Source organism: Microbacterium sp. UCD-TDU (assembly GCF_000340625.1).
In the GTDB taxonomy this organism is placed as follows: domain Bacteria; phylum Actinomycetota; class Actinomycetes; order Actinomycetales; family Microbacteriaceae; genus Microbacterium; species Microbacterium maritypicum.
Genome location: NZ_KB454446.1, coordinates 629,994 through 651,976 on the forward strand (window position 1 = coordinate 629,994; position 21,983 = coordinate 651,976).

Annotated in this window: 21 protein-coding genes and 1 tRNA gene; 16 read left to right on the forward strand and 6 right to left on the reverse strand. The window is 69.1% G+C overall.

From position 1 onward, the window contains the following. The first annotated feature begins 26 nt into the window (after positions 1 to 26). From D514_RS25960 to D514_RS25985, 6 genes are all read left to right on the forward strand, one after another. A complete protein-coding gene (locus D514_RS25960) occupies positions 27 to 455 on the forward strand; it encodes a hypothetical protein (protein ID WP_236610917.1) in 429 nt (142 codons plus the stop codon). Between the two features lie 72 nt (positions 456 to 527). Further along, positions 528 to 1,181 (forward strand): thioredoxin domain-containing protein, encoded by a 654-nt coding sequence (locus D514_RS25965; RefSeq protein ID WP_017829234.1) that lies wholly within the window; start codon positions 528 to 530, stop codon positions 1,179 to 1,181. Positions 1,182 to 1,271: 90 nt separating this feature from the next. Further along, on the forward strand, positions 1,272 to 2,084 hold the full coding sequence (locus D514_RS25970; RefSeq protein ID WP_017829235.1) for a tyrosine-protein phosphatase: 813 nt from the start codon (positions 1,272 to 1,274) through the stop codon (positions 2,082 to 2,084). A 45-nt stretch (positions 2,085 to 2,129) separates the two neighbouring features. Further along, on the forward strand, positions 2,130 to 4,205 hold the full coding sequence (locus D514_RS25975; RefSeq protein WP_017829236.1) for a bifunctional lysylphosphatidylglycerol flippase/synthetase MprF: 2,076 nt from the start codon (positions 2,130 to 2,132) through the stop codon (positions 4,203 to 4,205). 59 nt (positions 4,206 to 4,264) lie between these two features. Further along, positions 4,265 to 4,516, forward strand: a complete 252-nt coding sequence (locus D514_RS25980; RefSeq protein ID WP_017829237.1) for a hypothetical protein — start codon at positions 4,265 to 4,267, stop codon at positions 4,514 to 4,516. Continuing rightward, on the forward strand, positions 4,513 to 5,061 hold the full coding sequence (locus tag D514_RS25985; protein WP_017829238.1) for a hypothetical protein: 549 nt from the start codon (positions 4,513 to 4,515) through the stop codon (positions 5,059 to 5,061). Before D514_RS25980 ends, D514_RS25985 begins: the two co-directional genes overlap by 4 nt. 92 nt (positions 5,062 to 5,153) lie before the next feature. Here the strand turns inward: D514_RS25985 and tet(42) are convergent, their stop codons facing one another. Next, a complete protein-coding gene (tet(42), locus tag D514_RS25990) occupies positions 5,154 to 6,440 on the reverse strand; it encodes a tetracycline efflux MFS transporter Tet(42) (RefSeq protein WP_236610918.1) in 1,287 nt (428 codons plus the stop codon). 67 nt (positions 6,441 to 6,507) lie between these two features. On the opposite strand from tet(42), the gene D514_RS25995 reads away from it, so the two are divergent. Next, positions 6,508 to 7,113, forward strand: coding sequence for a TetR/AcrR family transcriptional regulator (locus D514_RS25995; protein ID WP_017829240.1), 606 nt, complete (start codon positions 6,508 to 6,510; stop codon positions 7,111 to 7,113). Positions 7,114 to 7,128: 15 nt separating this feature from the next. On the opposite strand, the gene arfB is transcribed toward D514_RS25995, so the two are convergent. Continuing rightward, positions 7,129 to 7,569 carry an alternative ribosome rescue aminoacyl-tRNA hydrolase ArfB gene (arfB, locus tag D514_RS26000; protein WP_017829241.1) on the reverse strand — a complete coding sequence of 147 codons (441 nt, stop codon included), beginning with the start codon at positions 7,567 to 7,569 and terminating at the stop codon, positions 7,129 to 7,131. A 110-nt stretch (positions 7,570 to 7,679) separates the two neighbouring features. On the opposite strand from arfB, the gene D514_RS26005 reads away from it, so the two are divergent. The 9 genes from D514_RS26005 to D514_RS26045 all read left to right on the forward strand — a co-directional run bounded on the left by D514_RS26005 (position 7,680) and on the right by D514_RS26045 (position 17,904). Then, positions 7,680 to 8,522: an AraC family transcriptional regulator gene (locus D514_RS26005; protein ID WP_017829242.1), complete on the forward strand. Its 843-nt coding sequence runs from the start codon at positions 7,680 to 7,682 to the stop codon at positions 8,520 to 8,522. 194 nt (positions 8,523 to 8,716) lie between these two features. Then, positions 8,717 to 9,778, forward strand: coding sequence for an iron-siderophore ABC transporter substrate-binding protein (locus D514_RS26010; RefSeq protein WP_017829243.1), 1,062 nt, complete (start codon positions 8,717 to 8,719; stop codon positions 9,776 to 9,778). Further along, positions 9,775 to 10,860 (forward strand): iron ABC transporter permease, encoded by a 1,086-nt coding sequence (locus tag D514_RS26015; protein WP_017829244.1) that lies wholly within the window; start codon positions 9,775 to 9,777, stop codon positions 10,858 to 10,860. The genes D514_RS26010 and D514_RS26015 overlap by 4 nt, the downstream gene beginning before the upstream one ends. After that, positions 10,857 to 11,960, forward strand: a complete 1,104-nt coding sequence (locus tag D514_RS26020) for an iron chelate uptake ABC transporter family permease subunit (RefSeq protein WP_017829245.1) — start codon at positions 10,857 to 10,859, stop codon at positions 11,958 to 11,960. Before D514_RS26015 ends, D514_RS26020 begins: the two co-directional genes overlap by 4 nt. 11 nt (positions 11,961 to 11,971) lie before the next feature. Then, positions 11,972 to 12,760, forward strand: coding sequence for an ABC transporter ATP-binding protein (locus D514_RS26025; protein WP_017829246.1), 789 nt, complete (start codon positions 11,972 to 11,974; stop codon positions 12,758 to 12,760). Then, positions 12,757 to 14,394 carry an ABC transporter ATP-binding protein gene (locus D514_RS26030; RefSeq protein WP_017829247.1) on the forward strand — a complete coding sequence of 546 codons (1,638 nt, stop codon included), beginning with the start codon at positions 12,757 to 12,759 and terminating at the stop codon, positions 14,392 to 14,394. The genes D514_RS26025 and D514_RS26030 overlap by 4 nt, the downstream gene beginning before the upstream one ends. Beyond that, positions 14,378 to 16,180 carry an ABC transporter ATP-binding protein gene (locus D514_RS26035; protein WP_017829248.1) on the forward strand — a complete coding sequence of 601 codons (1,803 nt, stop codon included), beginning with the start codon at positions 14,378 to 14,380 and terminating at the stop codon, positions 16,178 to 16,180. The genes D514_RS26030 and D514_RS26035 overlap by 17 nt, the downstream gene beginning before the upstream one ends. Then, positions 16,177 to 17,067: a siderophore-interacting protein gene (locus D514_RS26040; protein ID WP_017829249.1), complete on the forward strand. Its 891-nt coding sequence runs from the start codon at positions 16,177 to 16,179 to the stop codon at positions 17,065 to 17,067. The genes D514_RS26035 and D514_RS26040 overlap by 4 nt, the downstream gene beginning before the upstream one ends. Before the next feature lie 96 nt (positions 17,068 to 17,163). After that, positions 17,164 to 17,904, forward strand: coding sequence for a DUF3800 domain-containing protein (locus tag D514_RS26045; RefSeq protein WP_017829250.1), 741 nt, complete (start codon positions 17,164 to 17,166; stop codon positions 17,902 to 17,904). 317 nt (positions 17,905 to 18,221) lie between these two features. Here the strand turns inward: D514_RS26045 and D514_RS38915 are convergent. The 4 genes from D514_RS38915 to D514_RS26055 all read right to left on the reverse strand — a co-directional run bounded on the left by D514_RS38915 (position 18,222) and on the right by D514_RS26055 (position 21,957). Further along, positions 18,222 to 18,297 (reverse strand) — tRNA-Met (locus D514_RS38915). Positions 18,298 to 18,445: 148 nt separating this feature from the next. Continuing rightward, on the reverse strand, positions 18,446 to 19,834 hold the full coding sequence (locus D514_RS0119215) for a DUF6716 putative glycosyltransferase (protein WP_051056555.1): 1,389 nt from the start codon (positions 19,832 to 19,834) through the stop codon (positions 18,446 to 18,448). Further along, complete coding sequence (locus tag D514_RS26050; protein ID WP_017829251.1) at positions 19,831 to 20,703, reverse strand: N-acetylneuraminate synthase family protein; 873 nt, start codon at positions 20,701 to 20,703, stop codon at positions 19,831 to 19,833. Before D514_RS26050 ends, D514_RS0119215 begins: the two co-directional genes overlap by 4 nt. Positions 20,704 to 20,796: 93 nt before the next feature. Next, positions 20,797 to 21,957, reverse strand: coding sequence for an acylneuraminate cytidylyltransferase (locus tag D514_RS26055; RefSeq protein WP_031205649.1), 1,161 nt, complete (start codon positions 21,955 to 21,957; stop codon positions 20,797 to 20,799). Positions 21,958 to 21,983: the final 26 nt, after the last annotated feature.

A 21,983-nucleotide genomic window follows, 5' to 3' on the forward strand; every position in this document is an offset into this window, starting at 1 on the left:
GGCTCCGTTGCTAGACTGCGCGGGAAATGCTGCCCCCATCGCCGGATCTGATGCCGCGAGCGCGGGCCGAGCGGATGCTGGTCGCCCGGGTGATCATCGCCGTCGGCCTCGCGCTCCTGCTCGTCGTGGGCGCGTGGTCGACCTCCCGTGGCTCGGCGGATGTGCACGCGACGCTGTGCCTCGCCCCCGGCGTCTCGGAATCGACGGGGGTCGCACCCGTCGCAGACGGCCAGGAGGCGACGACGACGATCGATGTGCTCTCGTCGAGTGTGGGGATCTGCGTGCTCGCCGTCCTCGGCGGGGTCGCGCTGGTCCTGGCGTTCCGGCAGCTCATCGCCCGCAGAACCCGACCGCTCGGCACCCGGGACCTCGGCAGGTCGTCGCCCCGCCGCGCCGGTCCGATCGTCATCGTCCCGGCTCTCACCCTCACTCAGCTGTCGATCTCCCGCACCTGACACACCGACGCGCGCATCGAGCCGCCCGCGGCGGCATCCTTCCCTCGTCGTACCCCTGTGTCTGGAGACCCCATGAAGAACTCTGTCAAGGCGACCCTGATCGCCATCGCCGTCGCCGTCGTCCTGCTGATCGCCGGTGTCGTGTTCGCGATCAGCCAGCAACAACCCACCGCACCGGCGGAAGGCGGGGAGCCGAAGCCGACCGTCCGCACCGATTCCCATGTGCTCGACGACGGGGGCGAGGGCGCCGTCACGGTCGTCGAGTTCCTCGACTTCGAGTGCGAGGCATGCGCGGCGTTCTACCCCGTCGTCGAAGATCTCCGAGAGAAGTACGACGGCGAGATCACCTACGTCGTGCGCTACTTCCCGCTGCCCGGTCACATCAACTCCACGCAGGCCGCCCTGGCCGCGGAGGCCGCCGGTCAGCAGGATCGCTTCGAGGACATGTACCACCGCCTGTTCGAGACCCAGGCGCAGTGGGGCGAGCAGTCCGAGGAGACGCCCGAGGTGTTCCGCGGGTTCGCCGAGGAGCTCGGCCTCGACATGGCCGCGTACGACGCGGCGATCGCGGATGCGGCCACGGCGGAGCGCGTGCAGTCCGACAAGGCCGATGGTGAGAAGCTCGGGGTGAACAGCACGCCGAGCTTCTTCGTTGGTGGCGTAAAGGTCGAGCTGCAGGAGTGGGACGACCTCGAGGAGGCCATCGAGAAGGCTGTGAACGGCTGACCCGGCGGACGGGATCGCGCCGCTTCCGTGTCGGAGCCGCGCGGTCCCCTCTCACCGATATTCTGGCCGCATACCCAGGAGAGGGCCAGAATGACCATCGACATCTCGACCGCTTTGCAGACGACCCACAACGCTCGTGAACTCGCCGGGTTCCCGACCTCCGGGGGCGGTGCGCTCGCATCGGGCCTCCTCTTCCGCTCGGATGCCCTCGCCTCGCTCACCGACGAGGGTCTGCAGGCGCTCGCCGACCTCCGTATCGGCACCGTGATCGATCTGCGCACCGATGGCGAACGCGCCCGTGCCGCAGATCGTCTGCCGGATGACGGCAGCGTGACGCTGCTGGCTCTGCCCATGCAGGGCGGCGCGATGGACGAGATGGTCAAGAAGCTGCTCCCCGCGGCCGGCAGCGCCGGACTCTCGGTGACCCAGGTCGCCGAGGTGCTGAAGCAGGTGCCCACCCTGGAGGAGCTGTACATCTCGATACTGGAGGCGAGCGCTGCGCAGTTCGCGACCATCGCGCGCACGGTGCTGGAGTCGTCCCGCACCACTCGGCCGGGCGTGCTGTTCCACTGCACCGCAGGCAAGGACCGCACCGGTCTCGCCGCCGCCATCCTGCTGCTCGTGGCCGAGGTGCCTCGAGAGGCCATCGTGGCGGATTACACGCTGACCGAGAAGAACCTCGCGCGCGGGTTCGCCGAAGCGCTCACGGGGCTGATCACCTCGCTCGGGGTTCCGCTCACCCCGGCGCTGACGACCCTGGCGACCAAGTCTCCGGCGTCGGCCATCGAGGCGGCGATGGACTGGATCATCGCGAACCACGGCGATGTCGCAGGGTATCTGCGAAGCGGCGGGATGACCGATGAGGAGATCGGCGATCTCCGGCGGGTTCTCCGCGGCGAGTAGGAGCGGCCTCCGCGGAGACGGATCCTCCCTCGCTACGCTGAGCGCATGACTGAGGAGCACTCCCCCTCTCCGCGTCCGTGGATCGCCGTCGTCCGGCGGATCCCGGCGACCCTCACGATGGTGCTGCTCATCCTCGTGGTGGGGATCATCTGGGGTGGACTCTGGTCGCCCTTCGAAGACACGGCGCTGTTCAAGACCGTCGCCTACGGACTGCCGAACCTCGTCGACGGCAAGTGGTGGACGCCCGTCACCGGCACGTTCTTCGTGAATCAGCCCTGGGTGTACGTGTTCACGATCGCCGGCTTCTGGGGAATGGCCTACCTGGAGTACCGTCGCGGATCGCGCGTGGCGGTGGCCTACTACGCGATCGGTCAGCTGTTCGCGATCTTCGCCACGGCACTGCTGCTGTACCTGCTCTCGCAGTTCCCCTGGGCCTGGGCGACCGAGCAGGCGCAGGCGCTCGACGTGGGGGCGTCCGGGGGCACCATGGCGTGCATCGCCGCGGCGGTCGGCCTCTTCCGCCCGCCGTGGAGGGTACGCGGCTGGCTCATCCTGCTCGGCTTCGTGTTCATCGCGATGCTCTTCTGGGGCAAGGTCGCCGACCTCGAGCACCTGCTCGCCGTGCTGCTGATCCTCGTGGTGGACCGCACGCTGCGGGTGCGGCACACCACCGTGCGCGAGCAGCGGCTGATCGCGGTCGTGGCGATGCTGGTGCTCGGCGCGGTCGAGATCATCACGACGCTCCTGCCGACGGACGGCCCGTTCGGCCCGACGGAACCCGTCTCCGGCGGATTCATCAGCCTCGCGATCGACCTGGTCGTGATCCTCGTGCTCGTCAACGGCCTGCGCCGGGGACGACGCTTCGCGTGGGTGCTCGCGCTCCTGCTCGGGATCTTCAACGTCATGATCGCCGCCCTCGTGCTCACCTTGATCACCGTCTTCAGTCAGGCTCAGCTCGACGTGCGCTGGGATGGAGAGACCGAGCTCGAGCTGGCCAACGGCTTCCTCTGGCTGATCATGCTCGTGTACCTGGTCTGGGTGCGCCGTGCCTTCCGGGCCAAGCGCCGTGCGAAGCTCGGCATCCAGCCCGCGCCTACCGTGGACGACGTGAAGCACGAGCTGCGTACGCACGGCGGGGGAACGCTCTCGTGGATGACGACGTGGGACGGCAACAGCTACGCCAGGGTGAACGGTGGAATCGTGGCCTATCAGCGCCGCAACGGTGTGGCACTGGCATTGGCGGATCCGATCGGCCCCTCGGAGGCGCGCGCCGAGGCCGTCACGGACTTCATCCACGCGGCCGAGCTGGCCGGTCTCGTCCCCTGCTTCTTCAGCGCGGACGAAGCCACCCGCGCCGCTGTGCCCCCGAGCTGGCGGAGCATCGTCGTGGCCGACGACACGATCGTCGACCTGCCGGGACTGGAATTCACGGGCAAGCGCTGGAACTCGGTGCGCACATCGCTGAACAAGGCAGGCCGGGAGGACATGACCTTCCGGATGACGCACCTCAAGGCGGAGCCCTGGGGTGTGCAGCAGCAGCTGCGTGCGATCTCGGAGGCCTGGGTCGGCGACAAGGATCTGCCGGAGATGCGCTTCACCCTTGGCACGCTCGACGAGGCCGAGGACCCGGAGGTGCGGCTCGCCCTGGCCCTCGCGCCCAACGGCGACGTCGACGGGTTCCTCTCCTGGCTGCCCGTGTACGGCGACGAGGGTGCCGTGCGCGGCTGGACCCTCGACCTCATGCGTCGCAGGGAGGGCGGTTTCGGACCGGTGATGGAGTACCTGATCGGATCGTCGGCACGGCAGTTCGCCGACGAGGGTGCGCAGATCATGTCGCTCTCAGGAGCCCCCCTCGCCCACGACTATCCGCCGGACGCCGGGATGATCGCCGCCCTGAGCGACCGGTTGGCCGATGCCCTGGAACCGGTGTACGGCTTCGGGTCGCTGCATCGGTTCAAGCAGAAGTTCCACCCCCGGTACGAGACCATGTACCTCCTCTTCCGCGACGAGAGCGACCTCACGCGCATCGGTGGAGCCCTTACGCGGGCGTTCCTGCCGGATGCGACGCTGCGCCAGTTCGCGGGTGCCGGGCTCGAACTCGTGCGAGGCGGGAAGGACTGAGCGACGCCCCTTGTCAACAGGTGGTTGACAAGCACCGGTGTCAACAATAGATTGACACCATGACGACGACACCTCAGCCCGCCTCGCGATCGGAACGAATCGCCTCCGCGATCGGCATCGCACTCCTCGCCACGGGAGCGGCGACGCTTCTGCTGTCCATCGGCTTCGACCTCCGCGGGTTCGGCGGAGGGTTCGTGCAGGGCGCCGGCATCGGCGCGATGCTCGTCGGGACCTACCTCTGGGGGTTCGGGAACGGCATCCGTCGCGCCCGACGCCGGCAGTGGCTCCCGAGCCGCGGAACCGTGGAGTGAGCGCGCTCAGCGACGCGATCGGTCACGCTGTCCTCGCCGCAGCCGGGGTGGCCGACAAGACGTCCCTCACGACGGAGGACCACATCGCTTTGATCGCGGCGAGCGCCCGAACCGAAGACGAGGTGCGCGTCATTCTGCGGCGCGCCGTGCTCTCCGCACGAGCCGCAGGGGCGAGCTGGGCGACGATCGGCGCCGAGCTCGGCATGTCCCGCCAAGCGGCGCAGCAGCGATTCGGCCACCTCGCCGAGGCGCAGGACGACGACGAGAACGAGCGCTGGCTCGGTCCGGTGAGCGTCTTCGACGAGATGGGTGAGCTGGAACTCGCCGGGCGCGAAGGCTGGCACACCGTCGGAGCAGGAGCATCCGCACACCGTATGGTCCGCAGCGACACCCGGTGGGAGCATCGTCGAAGCGTCTGGCGCCCTCTTCGAGCGGCGGAGCGCGCGGAGGGGTGGGAGCTCGGATGCTCGGCGTTCCCCTGGGTGTACTTCGTGCGCGACACCGGCATCCCGGTCTCCGAGACCCCGGGGCCCACAGCGGACTGATCCCCCACGGACAGGGACCCCTGCTCGACGGCAGCGCCTCGTCCCCGCACGCCGGAGGGGGCCGCTGCTTCCTGCGGCCCCCGTTCCGATCCTCAGACGACGGTCTCGGCGACCTCGGTCGAAATGCCATGCACGACAGGGCCCTCCGGGCGCTTCGCAGAGTTCGCGATGTGCGCACGACTGACCACGATCACGGCCACGATCATGAGCGCGACCCCGAGCCAGTACGGGGCGGCATGGCTGACCAGCGCATAGAGCGCGCCGGCGATGAGCGGGGCGGCCGTACCCATCGCCGCGTTCAGCGACTGGGTCGCGCCTCCGAGCCAACCCTGCTCGTCATCGCCGACGGCGTTCGACATCGCACCGTCCATCGCGGCCTGCGACGCGCCCTGGCCGGCAGCCAGCATGAGAGCGCCGACGATGAAGACCCACGGCTGGGCGAAGATCGAGGCGACGATGGCGAGGGCCGCGAGTCCGAACATCTGCGCCACGATGCCGCTCACGATCACACCTCGCTCGCCGATGCGCAGAAGCAGGATGCCCAGCAGCACGCCCTGTATGAGGATGTCCACGACGCCCACGGCCGCGGTCAGGAGTCCGATCTGCGTCGGCCCCCACTGGATCGAGTCGAGCGCCAGGACGCTGAAGTTGTTCACGAAGAACCCGAACGGCAGGGCGATCAGACCGAAGCCGATCATCAGTCCGCGCAGCTCCTTGCGGCCGAACGCCTCCTTGAAGACGGCGAAGGGCTGCACGTCGCGCAGCTTGATCGTGGCGATGCGGTTCCCTGGCTTCAGGCTCTCCGGGAGCAGGAAGATGCTGAGGATCGCGATCGTGAGGGCGACGGCGGCAGTGAGGAAGACCGGGAGCTGGATGCTCACGGCGGCGAGCAGTCCGCCGATGGCCGGCCCGATCATCGTGCCGATGCCGGAGAGCGCACCGAGGAGGCCGAAGCGCTTCGCGCGCTGCTCCGGCGGGGTGATGTCGGCCAGGTAGGCGAAGAGGGCAGGGAGATCGCCCGCAGTCAGGCCCTGGATGACACGGGCGAGGACGAGGACCCAGATCGCGCCGCCGAACCCGAACAGCGCCATCGAGAATGCGGCGCCGAACGCGGCGACGATGATGACCGGTCGCCGCCCGAAGCGGTCGGACAGCCTGCCGAGGAAGGGAGCGGCCAGGAAGGCGCAGAGTCCGTTGACCGCTTCGAGCACACCCACCCAGATGGCGAGGTCGCTCTCGTGCGAGACGTATTGCAGGACGACGAAAGGGAGAACGGGGAGGACGACCGTCATGCCGATGACGGTCAGCATCGTGAGCACGATGAGCATGATCCACGCGCGGTTCTGGTCCCGCCGCGTAAGGGAGATAGGTGAAGTCATACCGAAAGTGTATCGATACCACTTTTGGTGTCAAGCCAGTTTCGGAGTCGATCGGTAGGCTGGCTCCATGACGAACCCAGAGCCCCTCGGACGTCGCGAGCGCAAGAAGGCCGCGACCCGCAAGGCGATCTCCGACGTCGCGACGATGATGTTCCTCGAGCGCGGCTTCGACAACGTCAGCATCCGCGAGGTCGCCGATGCCGCCGATGTCTCCCCCACGACGGTGTTCGCGCATTTCCCGCAGAAGGAGGCCCTCGTCTTCGACGAGGATGACGAGCAGCGCGACCGTCTGGTCTCGGCCGTGCGCGACCGGCCCGACGGACGCACGATCAACCGCGCGATCCACGACTTCTTCGCCGCCGAGATCAGGGCGAACGTCGACGAGCACGGCGATGACGTCACCCGTGTCTTCATGCGCTTCCTCAACGAGACACCTGCCCTGCGCGACTACGCCGCGAAGATGTGGCTGCGACACGAGGATGCCCTGGCCGCCGCCATCGCCGAAGAGCTGGGCCTCACGGAGCCCATCGCCGAGATCCGCGTCTACGCCCGTTTCGTGTTGCAGATGCAGCTGCTCATCAACGACAGCACGGACCCGCTCGAAACCGTGGACGCGGGGTTCCGAGTTCTCGAGAGCGGTTGGGCCCCCGTCGAGGAACGCCTCGCCGGGTGATTCGCCGGCGCCGGGTCAGTCGTCGCGAGGGCGTCGTCGCAGACTCTTGACATCGGTGCGTCGCTGCTTGGCCTTCAGTCGACGCTCCTTCGACCCCCGACTCGGCTTCGTCGGCCGTCGCGGTGGTGCCGGCGGGCGCAGCGCTTCAGCGACGAGGGTGACGAGCCGCTCCCGCGCCGCATCCCTGTTGCGCAGCTGCGCGCGGTGCTCGGATGCGGCGATCGTCAGCACTCCATCGACCAGGCGACCGCTCAGTCGGTCGAGCAGCCTCTCGCGCTGATGCGGCGAGAGCACCGCGGAGTTCGCCGCATCCCAGACGAGTTCCGCGCGGGAATCCGCGGTGTTCACGCCCTGCCCTCCGGGCCCGGAAGACCGCGAGAAGCGCCACGACAGCTCGGCCTCGGGGATCGTGAGACCCGACGAGACCCGCAGACCGGGGCGATGAGCGGAAGGCATGTGTCCATCATCGGCCCTCGCGGAGCAGTCTCGCCTCACCCGGTTAGCATGGCGGGGGCGGCAGAACCGATCTTCCCGAGTGGTCGGGGCGGCCGCGACGCGGAGCACGAATGAACTCATACCGGCAGGACGACTGGGCGGCGAGCCCGTCGTATCCGTCGACCGTGAACGAGCCGTACCTGATGGGCACCGGCGTGGTCACCGCCGACGACACCGGCCCCCGTCCGCTCTCTCCGCCGCACAGCCATGCCGATCCGATGCTGGCCTGGTGCTATCGCGGCACGGTGTGGGTGCACCTGCAGGACGCACGGTGGCGCCTCGCTCCCGGTCAGGGTGTGTGGATCCCCGCGCACACCCCCCACACGGCCCATCACGAACCCGACTCCACCGGCTGCTACACCTACATTCCCGACTCCTCGCTGATCGCCCCGATCGACGACATCACGCGGGTGCTGGTACCGCGCGCCGTGCAGGAGATGCTCCTGCATCTCGGCATCAACGACATGCCCACCGACCTGCGTGTGCGCATCCAGGCGGTGCTCATCGAGATGCTGCAGCAGCCGCTGCCGGAGGCTGCGAGCGAGTGGGGCGAGGTGCCGATACCGGCGGATGAGCGGGTCGTCCCGTTGGTGCAGGCCGTGCTCGCCGACCCCGGTGATCCCCGCAGCGCGATCGAGCTGTTCCTCGCCCACGGCCTCCACGAGCGCACAGTGCTGCGCATCTTCCAGCACGACGTGGGCATGAGCTTCGGGAGATGGCGCACCGGTGTGCGCATGACCCTCGGCGCGCGACTGATCGTGGACGGCACCCCGATCGGTGCGGCCGCGCACCGCTGCGGGTACGCCACGACGAGCGCCTTCTCCGCGGCGTTCAAGGAGCGCTTCGGCCTCACTCCCCGGCAGCACGTGGCGCGCGTGCAGGCCGACGCGGCGCACCAGCTGTACTGGCGATGACCCCGCGGCGGCCCTGATCGCGACCGCGCATGGGCGACTGCGAGCCCTCTTTGTCGGTTCCGCGACATAAGTCGTCGCTCCCGCGACACTGGGCGTCGCATACGCGTCCTAGCATCGATGTGTTAGGGCATGCTTACCTAACTTCTCGCCGCGTCGACGCGGCAACACCCCTCCCCCCTTCCCGAAGGAGAACCATGTCGCACGCTTCTGCGCGCCCGAAGATCCGCCGAGGCTCGGCCCTCGTCGCTGCGGCCGTCGCCGCCGCCCTCACCCTCGCCGGATGCTCGTCCACCCCGGAGGATTCCCGCACCGACTCCACGGCAACGGACGGCGTCGTCATCGAGCACGGCCACGGGAAGACTGTGATCCCCGAGAAGCCGCAGCGCATCGTCACCCTCGGATGGATGTCGGCGGACATCGTCGCCGCACTCGGCACCAACCCCGTCGGCATGGAAGAGGTCTGGGGCGCGGGCGAGAGCGGCTACCAGCCCTGGTTCGAGGACTATGTCACCGAGGAGTACGGCGAGACGCCCGAGATCATCCCCTACCTCGAAGACGGCCCCAACTACGAGGCGATCAAGGAGCTCAAGCCCGACCTGATCCTGAGCCTCTACTCGGGAGTCTCCGACATCGAGTACGAGCGCCTCACCGAGATCGCCCCGACCGTCCCCTACATCGAAGGCCCCTGGAACCCGGGCACGTGGGAGGACATGACCCGCACGGTGGGCACGGCGCTGTCGGAGGAGGACAAGGCCGACGAGCTGATCGCCGAGACCGAGGAGCAGATCACCACCCTCGCCGCCGCGCACCCCGAGTTCGAGGACAAGACGTTCGTGTGGGGTCTGACCCTGAACGAGGGCGGCACCGACCTGGGTGTCTACCTCAAGTACGACCCGCGCGTGCGCATCACCGAAGCACTCGGCTTCACCTCGACCTCGGCGATGGACAGCTTCCTCAAGACCGCCGAGGGCGACAACTGGTACACCGGCGTGAGCCTCGAGAACCTCTACGACGTGGAGGCCGACCTGTTCGCCGCCTGGGGCGGCAGCGCCGACGAAGGAACCTACACGGTCGAGAACAAGGTGATGTCGCGCTGGAACCCGATCGCCAACGGCTCCTACGTGATCTACGGCGACGCCGCCGAGGCCTCGGCCATCAGCGCGCCCACCGTACTCTCGCTGAAGTACATCCTGCCGAAGTACGTCGACGACCTCGCCGCCGCGCTGCAGGGCGAACCGACCATCACCGGCAAGTGACCCCCGAGATGTCCCTGGCGACGCACGACGGCACGGACGTCTCGAACACAGGTGCGGGGAGTCGCACGGACGACTCCCCGCACCGCAACGGGACGCTCGTGACGGGACTGGTCATCTCCGTGGCGGTGCTGGTCATCGCCGCCATCGCCTCGCTCGCGGTCGGCAGCCGTGCGATCGACCCTGCCACCGTGCTGCAGTCCCTCTTCTCGTACGACGACGAGAACCCGCTTCACCTGATGATCATGGAGCTGCGCGTGCCCCGCACCCTGCTCGGCATCGTCGTGGGTGCTGCTCTCGCCGTGTGCGGTGGCCTGATCCAGGCGTTCACGCGCAACCCGCTGGCCGACCCCGGCATCCTCGGGGTCAACGCCGGTGCATCGTTCGCCGTCACGTTCGCGGTAGGCGTGCTCGGGTTCACCACCCCCGGCGCCTACGTGCCCTTCGCCCTCGGCGGAGCCTTCGTCCTCACCATGCTCGTCTACATCCTCGGCTCGTTCGGAGCCTCGGGCGCGACCCCCATGAAGCTCACCCTCGCCGGCGTCGCCCTCGGCGCGGCCTTCACCGGATTCACCACCGCGATCGTGCTCCGCGACCACAGCACCCTGCAGGTCATGCGCTTCTGGGGTGTCGGCTCGATCGGCGGACGCACCCTCGACCAGCTCACCTGGGCCGTGCCCCTGATCGTCGCTGGCCTGCTGATCGGACTGCTGTGCGCGCGCTCCCTGAATGCCCTGGCCCTCGGCGACGATCTGGCGCAGGCCCTCGGCGCCCGTGTGCGGGTGACCCGCATCCTCGTCATCATCGCCGTCACCCTGCTCGCCGGAACCAGCGTCGCCGCCGCCGGCCCCATCGCCTTCGTCGGGCTCATGATCCCGCACATCGTGCGCTGGTTCACCGGTCCCGATCAGCGCTGGGTGCTCGCCTACTCCATGATCATCGGCCCCGCCTTCCTGCTGTTCGCCGACATCCTCGGGCGCATCGTGCTCCCCAACGGCGAGATGCGCGTCGGCATCGTCACCGCCCTTCTCGGAGCCCCGATCCTGATCGTGCTCGTGCGCCGCAAGCGGGTGAGCGGGCTGTGAGCATCGACCAGAAGCCGGTCACCGCGCCGAGCTCGCCGGCCCCGGCAGCCGCGTTCCCTCCCGTGGATCACGGGCGACGTCTGTTCCGGATCGAGACCTCGCGCATCGCCACACTCATCCCCGTGCGCGCGGTCGTCGTCAGCGTCGTGCTCGTCGTCGTGATCATCGGCGCAGGTCTCGCCTCCATGACCCTCGGCGCCTACGAGGTCGACTTCGCTGCCGTCATCCGGGCGATCGTCGACCCGGCATCCGATCCCGACATCCGCCAGGTGGTGTTCGAGTGGCGCCTGCCGCGTGTGCTGTTCGCCGTGCTGTGCGGGGCGGCCCTCGCCCTCGCCGGCGGGATCTTCCAATCGCTCACACGCAACCCGCTCGGCTCCCCCGACATCATCGGCTTCGGCATCGGCGCGCAGTTCGGCGTGACGCTCGTGATGATCGTCTTCGAGCTGAACACCTACATGTTCAAGGCGGCGGGTGCGCTGATCGGCGGCCTGTTCACCGCGCTGCTGGTCTACGTGCTCGCCAACAAGAACACGATGTCGTCGTTCCGGCTCATCATCGTCGGCATCGGCGTCTCGGCCGGACTCGGATCGCTCACCTCGTGGATCCTGATCTCGGTCAGCGTCGAGAAGGCGATGATGGCGGCGACCTGGGGTGCGGGTTCGATCGCCTCGCTCGGATTCGATCAGCTCATCCCGGCGGCGATCGTGTTCGCGATCGTGACCCTGCTCTCCCTCCCCCTCGCCCGCACTCTTCCCGTGCTGGAGATGGGCGACGACGCGGCCACGGCCCTCGGTATCAGTCCCGGTCGCACCCGCCTCGCGGCGATGGTGTTCGGGGTGGCCCTGGTGGCGCTCGTGACCGCCGCGGCCGGCCCCATCTCGTTCATCGCCCTCGCGGCCCCGCAGATCTCGCAGCGCCTCACCCGCTCGAACACCCCGATGGGCACGGTGCCGGTGATGCTGACCGGCGCCGCTCTCGTGGTGGTGTCGGATGCGGTCGCCCAGCTCGTCGCCGTGCCCGTGGGCGTGGTGACGGTCTCGGTGGGCGGCCTCTACCTCGCCTGGCTGCTCGCTGCCCAGTACGCGCGCCGCACCTGAAAGGAACACCCATGACCGCTTCGCTGCTGGCCCGCGACATCACGCTGGGCTACGGGGAGACCCCGATCATCTCGGGCCTCACGCTCGAGGTGCCCGACAATTCGTTCACGATCATCATCGGACCGAACGCGTGCGGCAAGTCGACCCTGCTGCGCGGATTCGCCCGACTGCTGCGCCCGACCACCGGTGCGGTGCTGCTCGACGGCGACGAGCTGCGCGCGCTCAAGCCGAAGGAGGCCGCCCGCAAGCTGGGGCTGCTCCCCCAGTCGTCGATCGCCCCCGACGGCATCACGGTCGCCGACCTCGTCGGTCGCGGACGCTTCCCGCACCAGAGCGCCCTGCGCACGTGGAGCAGCACCGACGAGCGCGCCGTCTCCGAGGCCATGGCCGCGACCGGGGTCACCGACCTGTCGCGGCGACTGGTCGACGAACTCTCGGGCGGGCAACGGCAGCGCGTATGGGTGGCGATGGCCCTGGCGCAGCAGACCAAGCACCTGCTGCTCGACGAGCCGACGACCTTCCTCGACATCGCGCACCAGATCGACCTGATGGAGCTGTTCGCCGACCTGCACCGCGACGGCACGACACTCGTCGCCGTGCTGCACGACCTGAACCACGCCGCCCGCTATGCCACACACCTGGTGGCGATGCGCGATGGAGCCATCGTGGCGCAGGGCGACCCGCGCGAGATCATCACCGCCGAACTCGTGGAGGCCGTGTACGACCTGCCCTGCAGGGTGATCACCGACCCCGTCTCGGGAACCCCACTGGTGCTGCCGCTCGGACGGCGGACGCCGTGACGCCCACCCCGCGAAGGCTGTTCGGGATCGCACTGAAGTCCGAGGGACGCGGGATCGCGCTCGCCGGGGCCACCGCTCTGCTCATCGTGCATGCACTGGCCGAGGCGACGATCCCCGTCATCATCGGCACAACGATCGACCGCGCCGTGCTCCCCGCCGACCCCGCCGCGCTCGCGCTCTGGCTCGGCGTGCTGGTGGCCACGTTCCTCGTGCTGACCGCGAGCTACCAGTCGGCTTCCCGCCTCATGGTCTTGATCTACGGCTACGGCGAGCAGGCGCTGCGACACCTCACCCTCTCCCGCATGCTGCGCCCCCGCCTCTCCCGCCGCACGTTGACCCCCGGAGAGGCGCTCACCTTCGTCACCTCCGACACCTACCGCGTCGCCGGTGTCGCCTGGTCGGTGGCGCAGCAGTGCTCCACGATCGCCGCGATCATCGGGGCCGGACTCGCGATGCTGGTGATCTCACCCGTCGCCACCATCGTCGTGTTCGGCTCGACCGTCGCGATGATGTTCGCGATGCAGGTCGTCTCACGTCCCCTCGAACGCCGAGGGTTCGCCGAGCAGCAGGCGGCGACGGAGGCCGGGGCGGTCGCCGCCGACTTCATGAGCGGATTCCGGGTGCTCGTGGGCATCGGCGCCCGCGAAGAGGCTGTGCGCAGGTACGTCGCAGCCAGTGATGCCTCTCGTCGGGCGGCCACGGCGGCCGGTCGTTCACTCGCCTCGTATGAAGCCGTCAGCGGCACGCTGGCTGCGGTCGCCACCACAGCGCTCGCGGGGATGTCGGCGTGGTTCGCCGCTGAGGGGCGCATCAGCATCGGCGAGCTGGTCACGGTGCTCGGGCTCGCACAGTTCATCAGCGGCTACCTGGCGTACGCCGGCTCGTTCCCCTCGAACTGGATCCACAAGCTCGCCTCCGCCAAGAGGCTCGCCGAGGTGATCGACGCCGAAGACCTGCTCGACCCGCCTGCCGCCTCTTCGACTCCGGCGGATCCGGCCGGCGATGTCGTGCTGACCTTCCGCGCGGGCTCCACCGCGGATCCGGTCGAGGTGCGGGGACGGGAGCTGCTCGGCATCCGCCCCGCCGACAGCGACTCGGCACGTTCCCTCTCGCGTCTGCTGGGCCTGCGCACCCGGGTCGATCGCGGGCGCGTCGCGCTCGCGGTCGAGGGAGAGCTCCGCGATCTGACCGACCTCGACCCGGTGGAGTACCGGCGCCGGGTCATCGCCCCTCCCCACGCACAGACGATCGTGAGTGGGTCCCTGCGCGAGGCGGTGCGCGGTCACGGCGTGGAAGAGCCCGCGCACCCGCCCTTCATCGAGATGGCGGCACTGCACGACACCGTGGTGCAGGTCGGCGGGTGGGAATCACAGGTCGGTGAAGCCGGACGCCGCCTCTCGGGCGGGCAGCGGCAGCGCATCGGCATCGCCCGCGCCCTGCATGCGGCTGCCGATGTGCTGGTGCTCGACGAGCCGACCTCGGCCGTCGATGCCATCACCGAGGCGCACATCGCCCGCGCCCTCGCGGAGCACACCGAGACGGTGGTCGTGATCACCACCTCGCCGGTGCTCCTCGCCGCCTGCGATCGGGTCATCGATCTCCCCTCCGAACGATCGGATGCGCACCATGCATGAGTCGAACCCGACCACGGCCCTGCTGCCGATCGCCTCCAGCGCGCGGGTGCGCGACGTCGTCGGCGCACTGCTGCGGCAGCATCCCGGTCGCACGGCGGCTGTCGCCGCGCTCTTCCTCGCCGCATCCGCCCTGGGCATCGTGATGCCGACGTGCCTGGGACGCATCGTCGATGCCGTCTCCTCCGATGCCGGTTTCGCGATCATCGCCGCCTGGGTCGCCGGTGCGGGCCTCGGCGCGATCGGCGCCGCCGTGGTGATGCTGTGGGCGGTGCGGGTGCTGACCGGGCTCGTACAGGACATGCTCGCGACGCTCCGCGAAGACGTGTTCGCCTCCGCGATGCGGCTGCCGGTGAGCGAGGTCGACGACGGCGAGAGCGCCGACCTGCTCTCCCGGGTCACCGGCGATGTCGATGCGGTGGCCGAAGCCGGCGGGAACGTCGCCCCCACCCTGCTCTCGGCGGCGTTCGCGATCGGGGTCTCGGTGGTCGCGCTGACCGCCCTCGACCCGTGGCTCGCGCTCGCAGGGCTCGTCTCCGCTCCGTTCTACGTGCTCGGCACCCGGGCGTTCCTGCGCAGGTCGCGCGTGGTGTTCCGTGAGGTGCGGGTGCGCGAGGCCGCGCGCAGCCAGGCCGTGCTCGACGCGGTCGAGGGCATCGAGACGCTCACCGCCTTCAACGAGCAGGAGCACGCGCTCGAGCGCGTGCGGGAGAGGGCAGAGGCGTCGATCCGGATGCAGATCGAGGGCGTACGGGTGACGAACCGGCTGTTCCGCTGGATCAACGGCGGCGAGCTCGTGGGCCTGGCCGCGATCCTCGGCACCGGCTTCCTCCTGCAGTCCGCAGGAGCGATCACGGTGGGCGCTGTCACCACGGCGGCCCTGCTGTTCCACCGACTGTTCGGACCGGTCGGGCAGCTGATCTTCGGGCTCGACGACATCCAGCGGGCAGCCATTGGGCTCGCGCGACTCGTCGGGGTCATCGACCTCGCGCCCCCGGCTGTGACGTCGCATCGGGAAGCGGATACCGCGCCACAGTCCTGTGCGGGCATCGAGGTGCGCGGCGTCACGTTCCACTACCCGACCACCGGCCGCGGCATCAGCGACGTGAGCCTGCGGGTCGATCCGGGCACCACGGCGGCACTCGTCGGCACCTCGGGGTCGGGCAAGAGCACGCTCGCTCGCGTGATCGCCGGACATCACCCGCCCAGCTCGGGCAGCGTGCACCTCGCATCCGACAAGGAGGCGCCCTACTACCTGTCGCAGGAGCTGCACCATTTCCGGGGCACGATCGCCGACAACCTGCGGCTCGTCGCTCCCGAGGCGGACGACGACGACCTGGTCGCGGCGCTGCGGGCGGTCGGCGCACAGTGGGCGATCGAGGCGCTGACGTCCGAGAACGAGGGCGCGGCGTCGGAGGCCGTCGTGCCGTTGGACGAAGGACGCATCCAGCAGCTCGCGGTCGCCCGGGCCTTCCTCGCCGACCCGGATGTGGTGATCCTCGACGAGGCCACCGCCGATGTCGGACTCCACCAGCGGGAGGCCGTGGAAGACGCGATCGCCGCGCTGCGCGAAGGACGCACGGCGCTGCTCATCGCGCATCGGCTGCAACAGGCCGTCTCCGCCGAGCAGATCATCGTGTTCGCCGACGGTCGGACGACGCAGCGCGGCACGCACGAGGAGCTGCTCGCCGCCGACGGGCTGTACCGAGACTCCTGGCTCGCCCAGACCCGCACCACTTGCCCCGCCCCCACGGGCCAGAACCCCGACCCAGAGACGGAGACACCGTGAGCATCCACCGCGGCATCGTCAGCAGCACGACCCCCCTCACCCCGACCCTCGTCCGGGTCACGCTCGGCGGCGAGGGGGTCGCCGACTTCCTCAGCACGGGCATCGGCGACGAGTACGTGCGGGTGTTCTTCCCGCACGGCGACGACCCGGAGGACGTGTCGCTGCCCGTGCCGGCGGGGGATTGGTGGGAGACGCCGGAGGGGGCCCCCGAGGCGCCGATGCGCACCTACACGATCAGCGGTGTGCGCCCGGATGCCGGCGAGCTCGACATCGACTTCGTGATCCATGAGGCAGGTGTCGCGGGTCCTTGGGCCGCGCGTGCAGAACCGGGACACGTGCTCGGGCTGAACTCCCCGACCGGCCTGTATTCACCGCCGGAGGGCATCACGTGGCAGGTGCTCGTCGCCGATCTGACCGGGCTTCCGGCCGTGGCGCGCATCATCGCCGAGGCTCCGGAGGGTGTGCGCACCCGGGTCGTGCTCGAGGTGCCGAGCGAGGCGGATCGTGTCGCCCTCAGTACGGGCCCGGATGTCGAGGTCACCTGGGTGGTCGGCGGCAACGGCCATGGCCCCAGCGCGCTCGGTCCGCTCGTGCGCGGCATCGTCGACGACCGCCTCCCGCTCGACGAGGGTTATGTGTGGGTGGCCGGTGAGACCGTGGCACTGCGCGACGTGCGCAAGTACCTGCGCAAGGAACTCGGTCTGCCCGCGACGCGCTTCAAGGTCGTCGGCTACTGGACGCCGGTCGCCGCCTGGGACGAGAAGTTCGCTGCGCTCCCCGACTCCGTGCAGAAGGAGCTGGACGCGATCTGGGCCGATGCCGACGGCGACGAGCCCGAAGACGTGCAGGTGCGCTTCGAGGAGCGGCTGGACCAGTTGGGGCTGTGAACCGGCGTCCGCCAGCGGAGGATGCCAGCGTTATATACCGCTGACGCTGTGGGCGTGTCCGCGCCTCCACCTGCGAGGCAAAAATACGGTGATCCCATGCCTGCGTTCAGCGACTATGTGATCTACGTCGACGAGAGCGGTGACCACAGCCTGACGAACATCAATCCGCAGTTCCCGCTGTTCGTCCTGTCGTTCTGCATCTTCCCCGTAGACGACTACATCTCGACGGTGGTTCCGCAGGTTCAGGCGATGAAGTTCGAGTTCTTCGGGCACGACATGGTGATCCTCCATGAACGCGAGATTCGCAAGTCGACGCCATCGTTCGACGTCCTCTTGAACGAAGGCGTCCGCGAACGATTCATGGAGCGGATGAACGACATCATCTCAGCGTCTCGATTCGGAATCGTGGCATGCGTCATCGACAAGGAGCAGTTCCGCACGCGACGAGGGAACGAGGTGAATCCGTACCACGTCGCACTCGAGTTCGGTCTCGAACGGATCTTTCTCCAGCTTCAGCAGCGCGGACAAGCACGACGAACTGCTCGAGTCGTGTTCGAGAGTCGTGGCGCGAAAGAGGATCAGGAGCTGGAGCTCGAGTTCCGGAGGATCATGGACACGACCCGGATGCGTGGCATGCCCGAGACGCTGGCCTTCCACTGTGCTCCGAAGAGCGCCAACAGTTCCGGTCTGCAGATCGCGGACATGACGGCGCGGCCGATCGGGCTTCACGTGATGCGCCCCGAGCAACCGAATCGCGCATGGGATCTGATCAGCACCAAGCTGGTCCGCTCCAGCAAGGGGCATATAGAGGGATACGGGCTCAAGGTGTACCCGTAAAAAGCGAAAGGCCCCCGAGATTCCCGGAGGCCGAACGCCGATCGAGCATTCCCGATCCATTTGTTCCAACCCTATTCGACTCTCGGCTGTTCCGCCAGGTTGGCCCCACTGCCATCAGAGGATCGCCTGTCCCTCTAGTTCGTCTGTTCCCTCGATTCCGGTCCGGCTTCACGCACGGTCAGCTCCGTCCCCTGGCGCACGTCGACGATGACTCATGTAGGCACCTTGCAGGCCGCCAATCTGTTGTCACCGGAGGGCGCCGTAGCGACGAGGAAGCCCAGCAACCCTTGACTTCTCAGGGCCCGACACTGTCGAAGTGGACGCGACGGCGGGAGTCGAACCCGCAACGCCTTCAGGTATGAGCTGAGGCCCGGGACCGCCCGGATCGCCGCGATGGGATCGACGTTACCCGGCCGTGATCTTTCCCGCCAGGATCATTGCCTGGGATAACACCATGAGTCCGTGGATGACGGACACCGGACATCCGCGGAGCGCAGGATGCGCGCACCTCGGAGGCTGAGCCCGCCGTCGCCCCGAAGGTTCAGCGCCGGAGGGAGTCGTCGAACGGGTTCGGCTCGAGCGTGTAGTCGGTCGAGGAGTCGGCCCAGGTGCCGCCGCCCGACGACGGCCTGCGCCGACGCAGCGCGGTGAGTGCCCTGGTCGCCGGAGAGCCCACGGCGAGCGCCAGAGCCCCCTTCACCGTGCGGTCTTCCGCACCGAGCACACTCGCCCGATGCCAGGCCTCGTGCAGTGAGCCGCCGCGGGCCGCAGGCACACGACGGGCCGGGAGAGCCCCGGAGCGCCGCAGCGCCACGAGCCGTTCGACCCGCTCCCACCACGTCGACTCGCCCTCGGGGTGGAAGTAGTTGTCTCGAAGCCAGTCGGGATGCGGATGCCGGAAGCGCCCGGCCACGACCTCGCTGCGGCCGCCGAGCAGCCCACTGCCCACGAACACCGTGTTCAGCAGGCTCTTGCTCACGCCGAAGGAGTCGAGCGCGATCACGGGCACGCCGAGCGCCGTGGCCTCGATCGCGGCCGTGGAACTCACCGTGACCAGACCCGCCGCCGTCTCCAGCGCGGTGCTCATCGAGTCGTAGGAGTAGACGAGGTTCTTCGGAACACGCGACGGCAGCAGCCCGGCGTACGGCTCACGTTCCCGGTGCGTCTCCGACTCCCCCGGCCGCGACCGCAGCTTCACCACCACACGGCGTCCTGGCTCCGCTTCGGCGGCCCGCACGAGCATGGCCGCGATCTCGGCGCGCTCCTGCCTCGCGACGGGTACGAGCGCCTGCGCGGCGAAGACGATATCGGTCGCCGGCGGCTTGACCGGAGCGGTCTGCGGAGGGCGTTCGGCGACCGCCACACCACCGCGCCGCGCGGCCGCCGCGTCGATCCTCATGCGTTCGGGCCGCAGCATCCGCTCCCTCCGCCGGGCGAACGGGAGGGTTGCGAGCGCCACCGGCGTCTGCACACCGATCCTGCGGCCGAGGTCCTCGAAGGCCCGCACCTCCCGGTGGGAGTGCACCACCAGCAGGTCGGTGTGGCGGCGATAGTCGAGTGCCCCGCGCTGAGCGGGGATCGCCATCCCGGGCAGCCCGGAGACCGTGACCGGCCGATGCTCCAATGTGTCGATCACGCGGCCCATCAGCCGCACGAACGGACCGCGCCCCGCGAGCAGCACCACGTCAGGGCGCTGCGCGGCCAGCCAGGTCGCTGTCTCCGCGAACCCGATGCGGGTGACGTCCCGCGGCCCGAGCGTCGTCCCCGCGAGCGCAGTGCGCTGCTGCTCGACGCTGGCCGTGAGCGGGGTGCGCACGAGCAGCAGGTGCGGACGCAGCCCCGGCACGGAGCCGAGCAGGGCGGCGGCCCACTTCACGAAGGAGTCGGCGTCCGCGATCGCGACGACACGGATGCCGGTGGCACCGCTCATACCGAGATGCGGCGCAGCTTCGCCATCGGCGCGCGCTCGCTGTCGAACACGCGCTTGACCCCGTCTCCGGTCGCACGCTCGATCACGCGGATGTCACGCACGAGGTGCTCGAGGCCGGTCGGCTCGAGCGAGGCCGCGTGATCGGAGCCCCACATGGTGCGATCGAGCGTGATGTGGCGTTCGACCGCGACGGCGCCGATGGCCACGGCGGCGAGGGAGATCTGGAGTCCGCGCTCGTGCCCCGAGTAGCCGACGGGCACACCCGGGTATCGGTCGCGCAGCGTGGCGATCACCCGCAGGTTCGCCTCCTCCGGCTCCAGCGGGTAGGTCGAGGTGGCGTGCATGAGGACCACGCGATCGGTGCCGAGGGTGTCCAGCGCCCGGTCGATCTGCTCGATGGTCGACATGCCCGTGGAGAGGATGACGGGTTTGCCCGTCTCGCGCAGAGCGACCAGCAGCTCGGTGTCGGTGAGGCTGGCCGAGGCGACCTTGTGCGCCACGACGCCCAGGTCTTCGAGGAAGGCGACGCTGGGCACGTCCCACGGCGAGGCGAACCAGTCCAGGCCGAGCATCGTGGCGTGGTCGCCGATCTCGACGTACTCGTCGCGGCCGAACTCGACGCGGCGGCGGTAGTCGAGGTAGCTCATCACGCCCCACGGCGTCTCGCGAGGGACATCGCGCATGTGCTCAGGAGTGGAGATCTCCGGCGTGCGCTTCTGAAACTTCACGGCGTCGGCACCCGCGCGAGCCGCCACGTCGATGAGCTTCTTGGCGATGTCCACGTCACCGTTGTGGTTCAGGCCGATCTCCGCGATGACGTAGGCAGGACGCCCGCCGCCGATCACTCGTGAGCCGATGCTGACAGTCATGATTCCTCCGGTGTTCGAGCGTTGGTGCAACCCCTCCCTCCTGAGTACGGGCCGAGGATGAACACCGGGCGACCACCGGGTTACCGGGATCGGTCAGCTCGACAACACCCGTTCGATCAGCTCCCGCACGGCGCCTTCCCCACCCCGACGGCTCAGCACGACACGGGCCTCCTCGAGCACCAGCGGATGCGCGTTCGCGACCGCGACCGGCCATCCCACGATCCGCATCGCCGGCAGGTCGTTGACGTCGTTGCCGAGGTAGGCGATGTCGGCGAGTGGCATCTCGTTGTCCCGCGCCCAGTTGCGCAGCGCCTTCTCCTTGTCGTCGATGCCGTGCAGCACCGGCACCCGGAGCTTGTCGGCACGGGCGCGGACCACCGGGTTGACCTCGGTCGACAGGATGAGGAGGGGCACACCCGCTCGACGGAGCAGCGCCACCCCCATGCCGTCTTCACGGCTCACCCGCACCCGCTCACCACCGTCGGCGTCGATGATCGCGGTGTCGTCGGTGTGCACGCCGTCGAAGTCGGTCACGACGGCGCGGACCGGGATGGGGCCGGGAACCTCATGCAGCGACGCGAGTGCACGGGCGACGCGGAGCTGATCCGCATCATCGATCTCGATCGCTGTCCATTCCGGCACCGCCGCGATGCGGGTCCTGCCGAAGAAGCGATGCCTGCTCTCGCGGAAGCCCGCGGCACGGAACACGTAGAACGCGCCGGTCTCGAGGTGGTGCGGCTCGCGGTCCTGTCGGCGCGGCCGGTGCGCGGCCTCGTGATTGATCGCCACCGCGTCACCGCGGTCATCCTCCCGCCACAGGAATCCGTACGTCTCGTGGGCCGCGAACACGCTGTCGGCCCGGTCTGCACGGACCTCCTCCACCGCCGCGGCGAGCGCGTCGCTCGGGATGAACGGTGATGTCGCCTGCAGGAACGCCACGATCCCGACGCTCTCTCCGCGTGCCTCGAGCTCGTCCAGCGCGTGCAGGATCGCGCTCTCCGAGGTCGCGGTGTCTCCGGAGAGCTCGGCAGGGCGGCGGATGACACGGGCGCCCGCAGCCGTCGCCACCGCTGCGATTTCGTCATCGTCGGTGGAGACCACGACCAGGTCGATGCCGGATGCTGCGGCCGCGGCGCGAACCGCACGCTCGACCAGCGGCACCCCGCCGACGCGCTGCAGGTTCTTGCGTGGCACCTGCTTCGACCCTCCGCGCGCCGGGATGATCGCCACCGTGCGGGGCTTGTGCTCGTCCATCGTCCACATCCTCGTCATCGTCATCG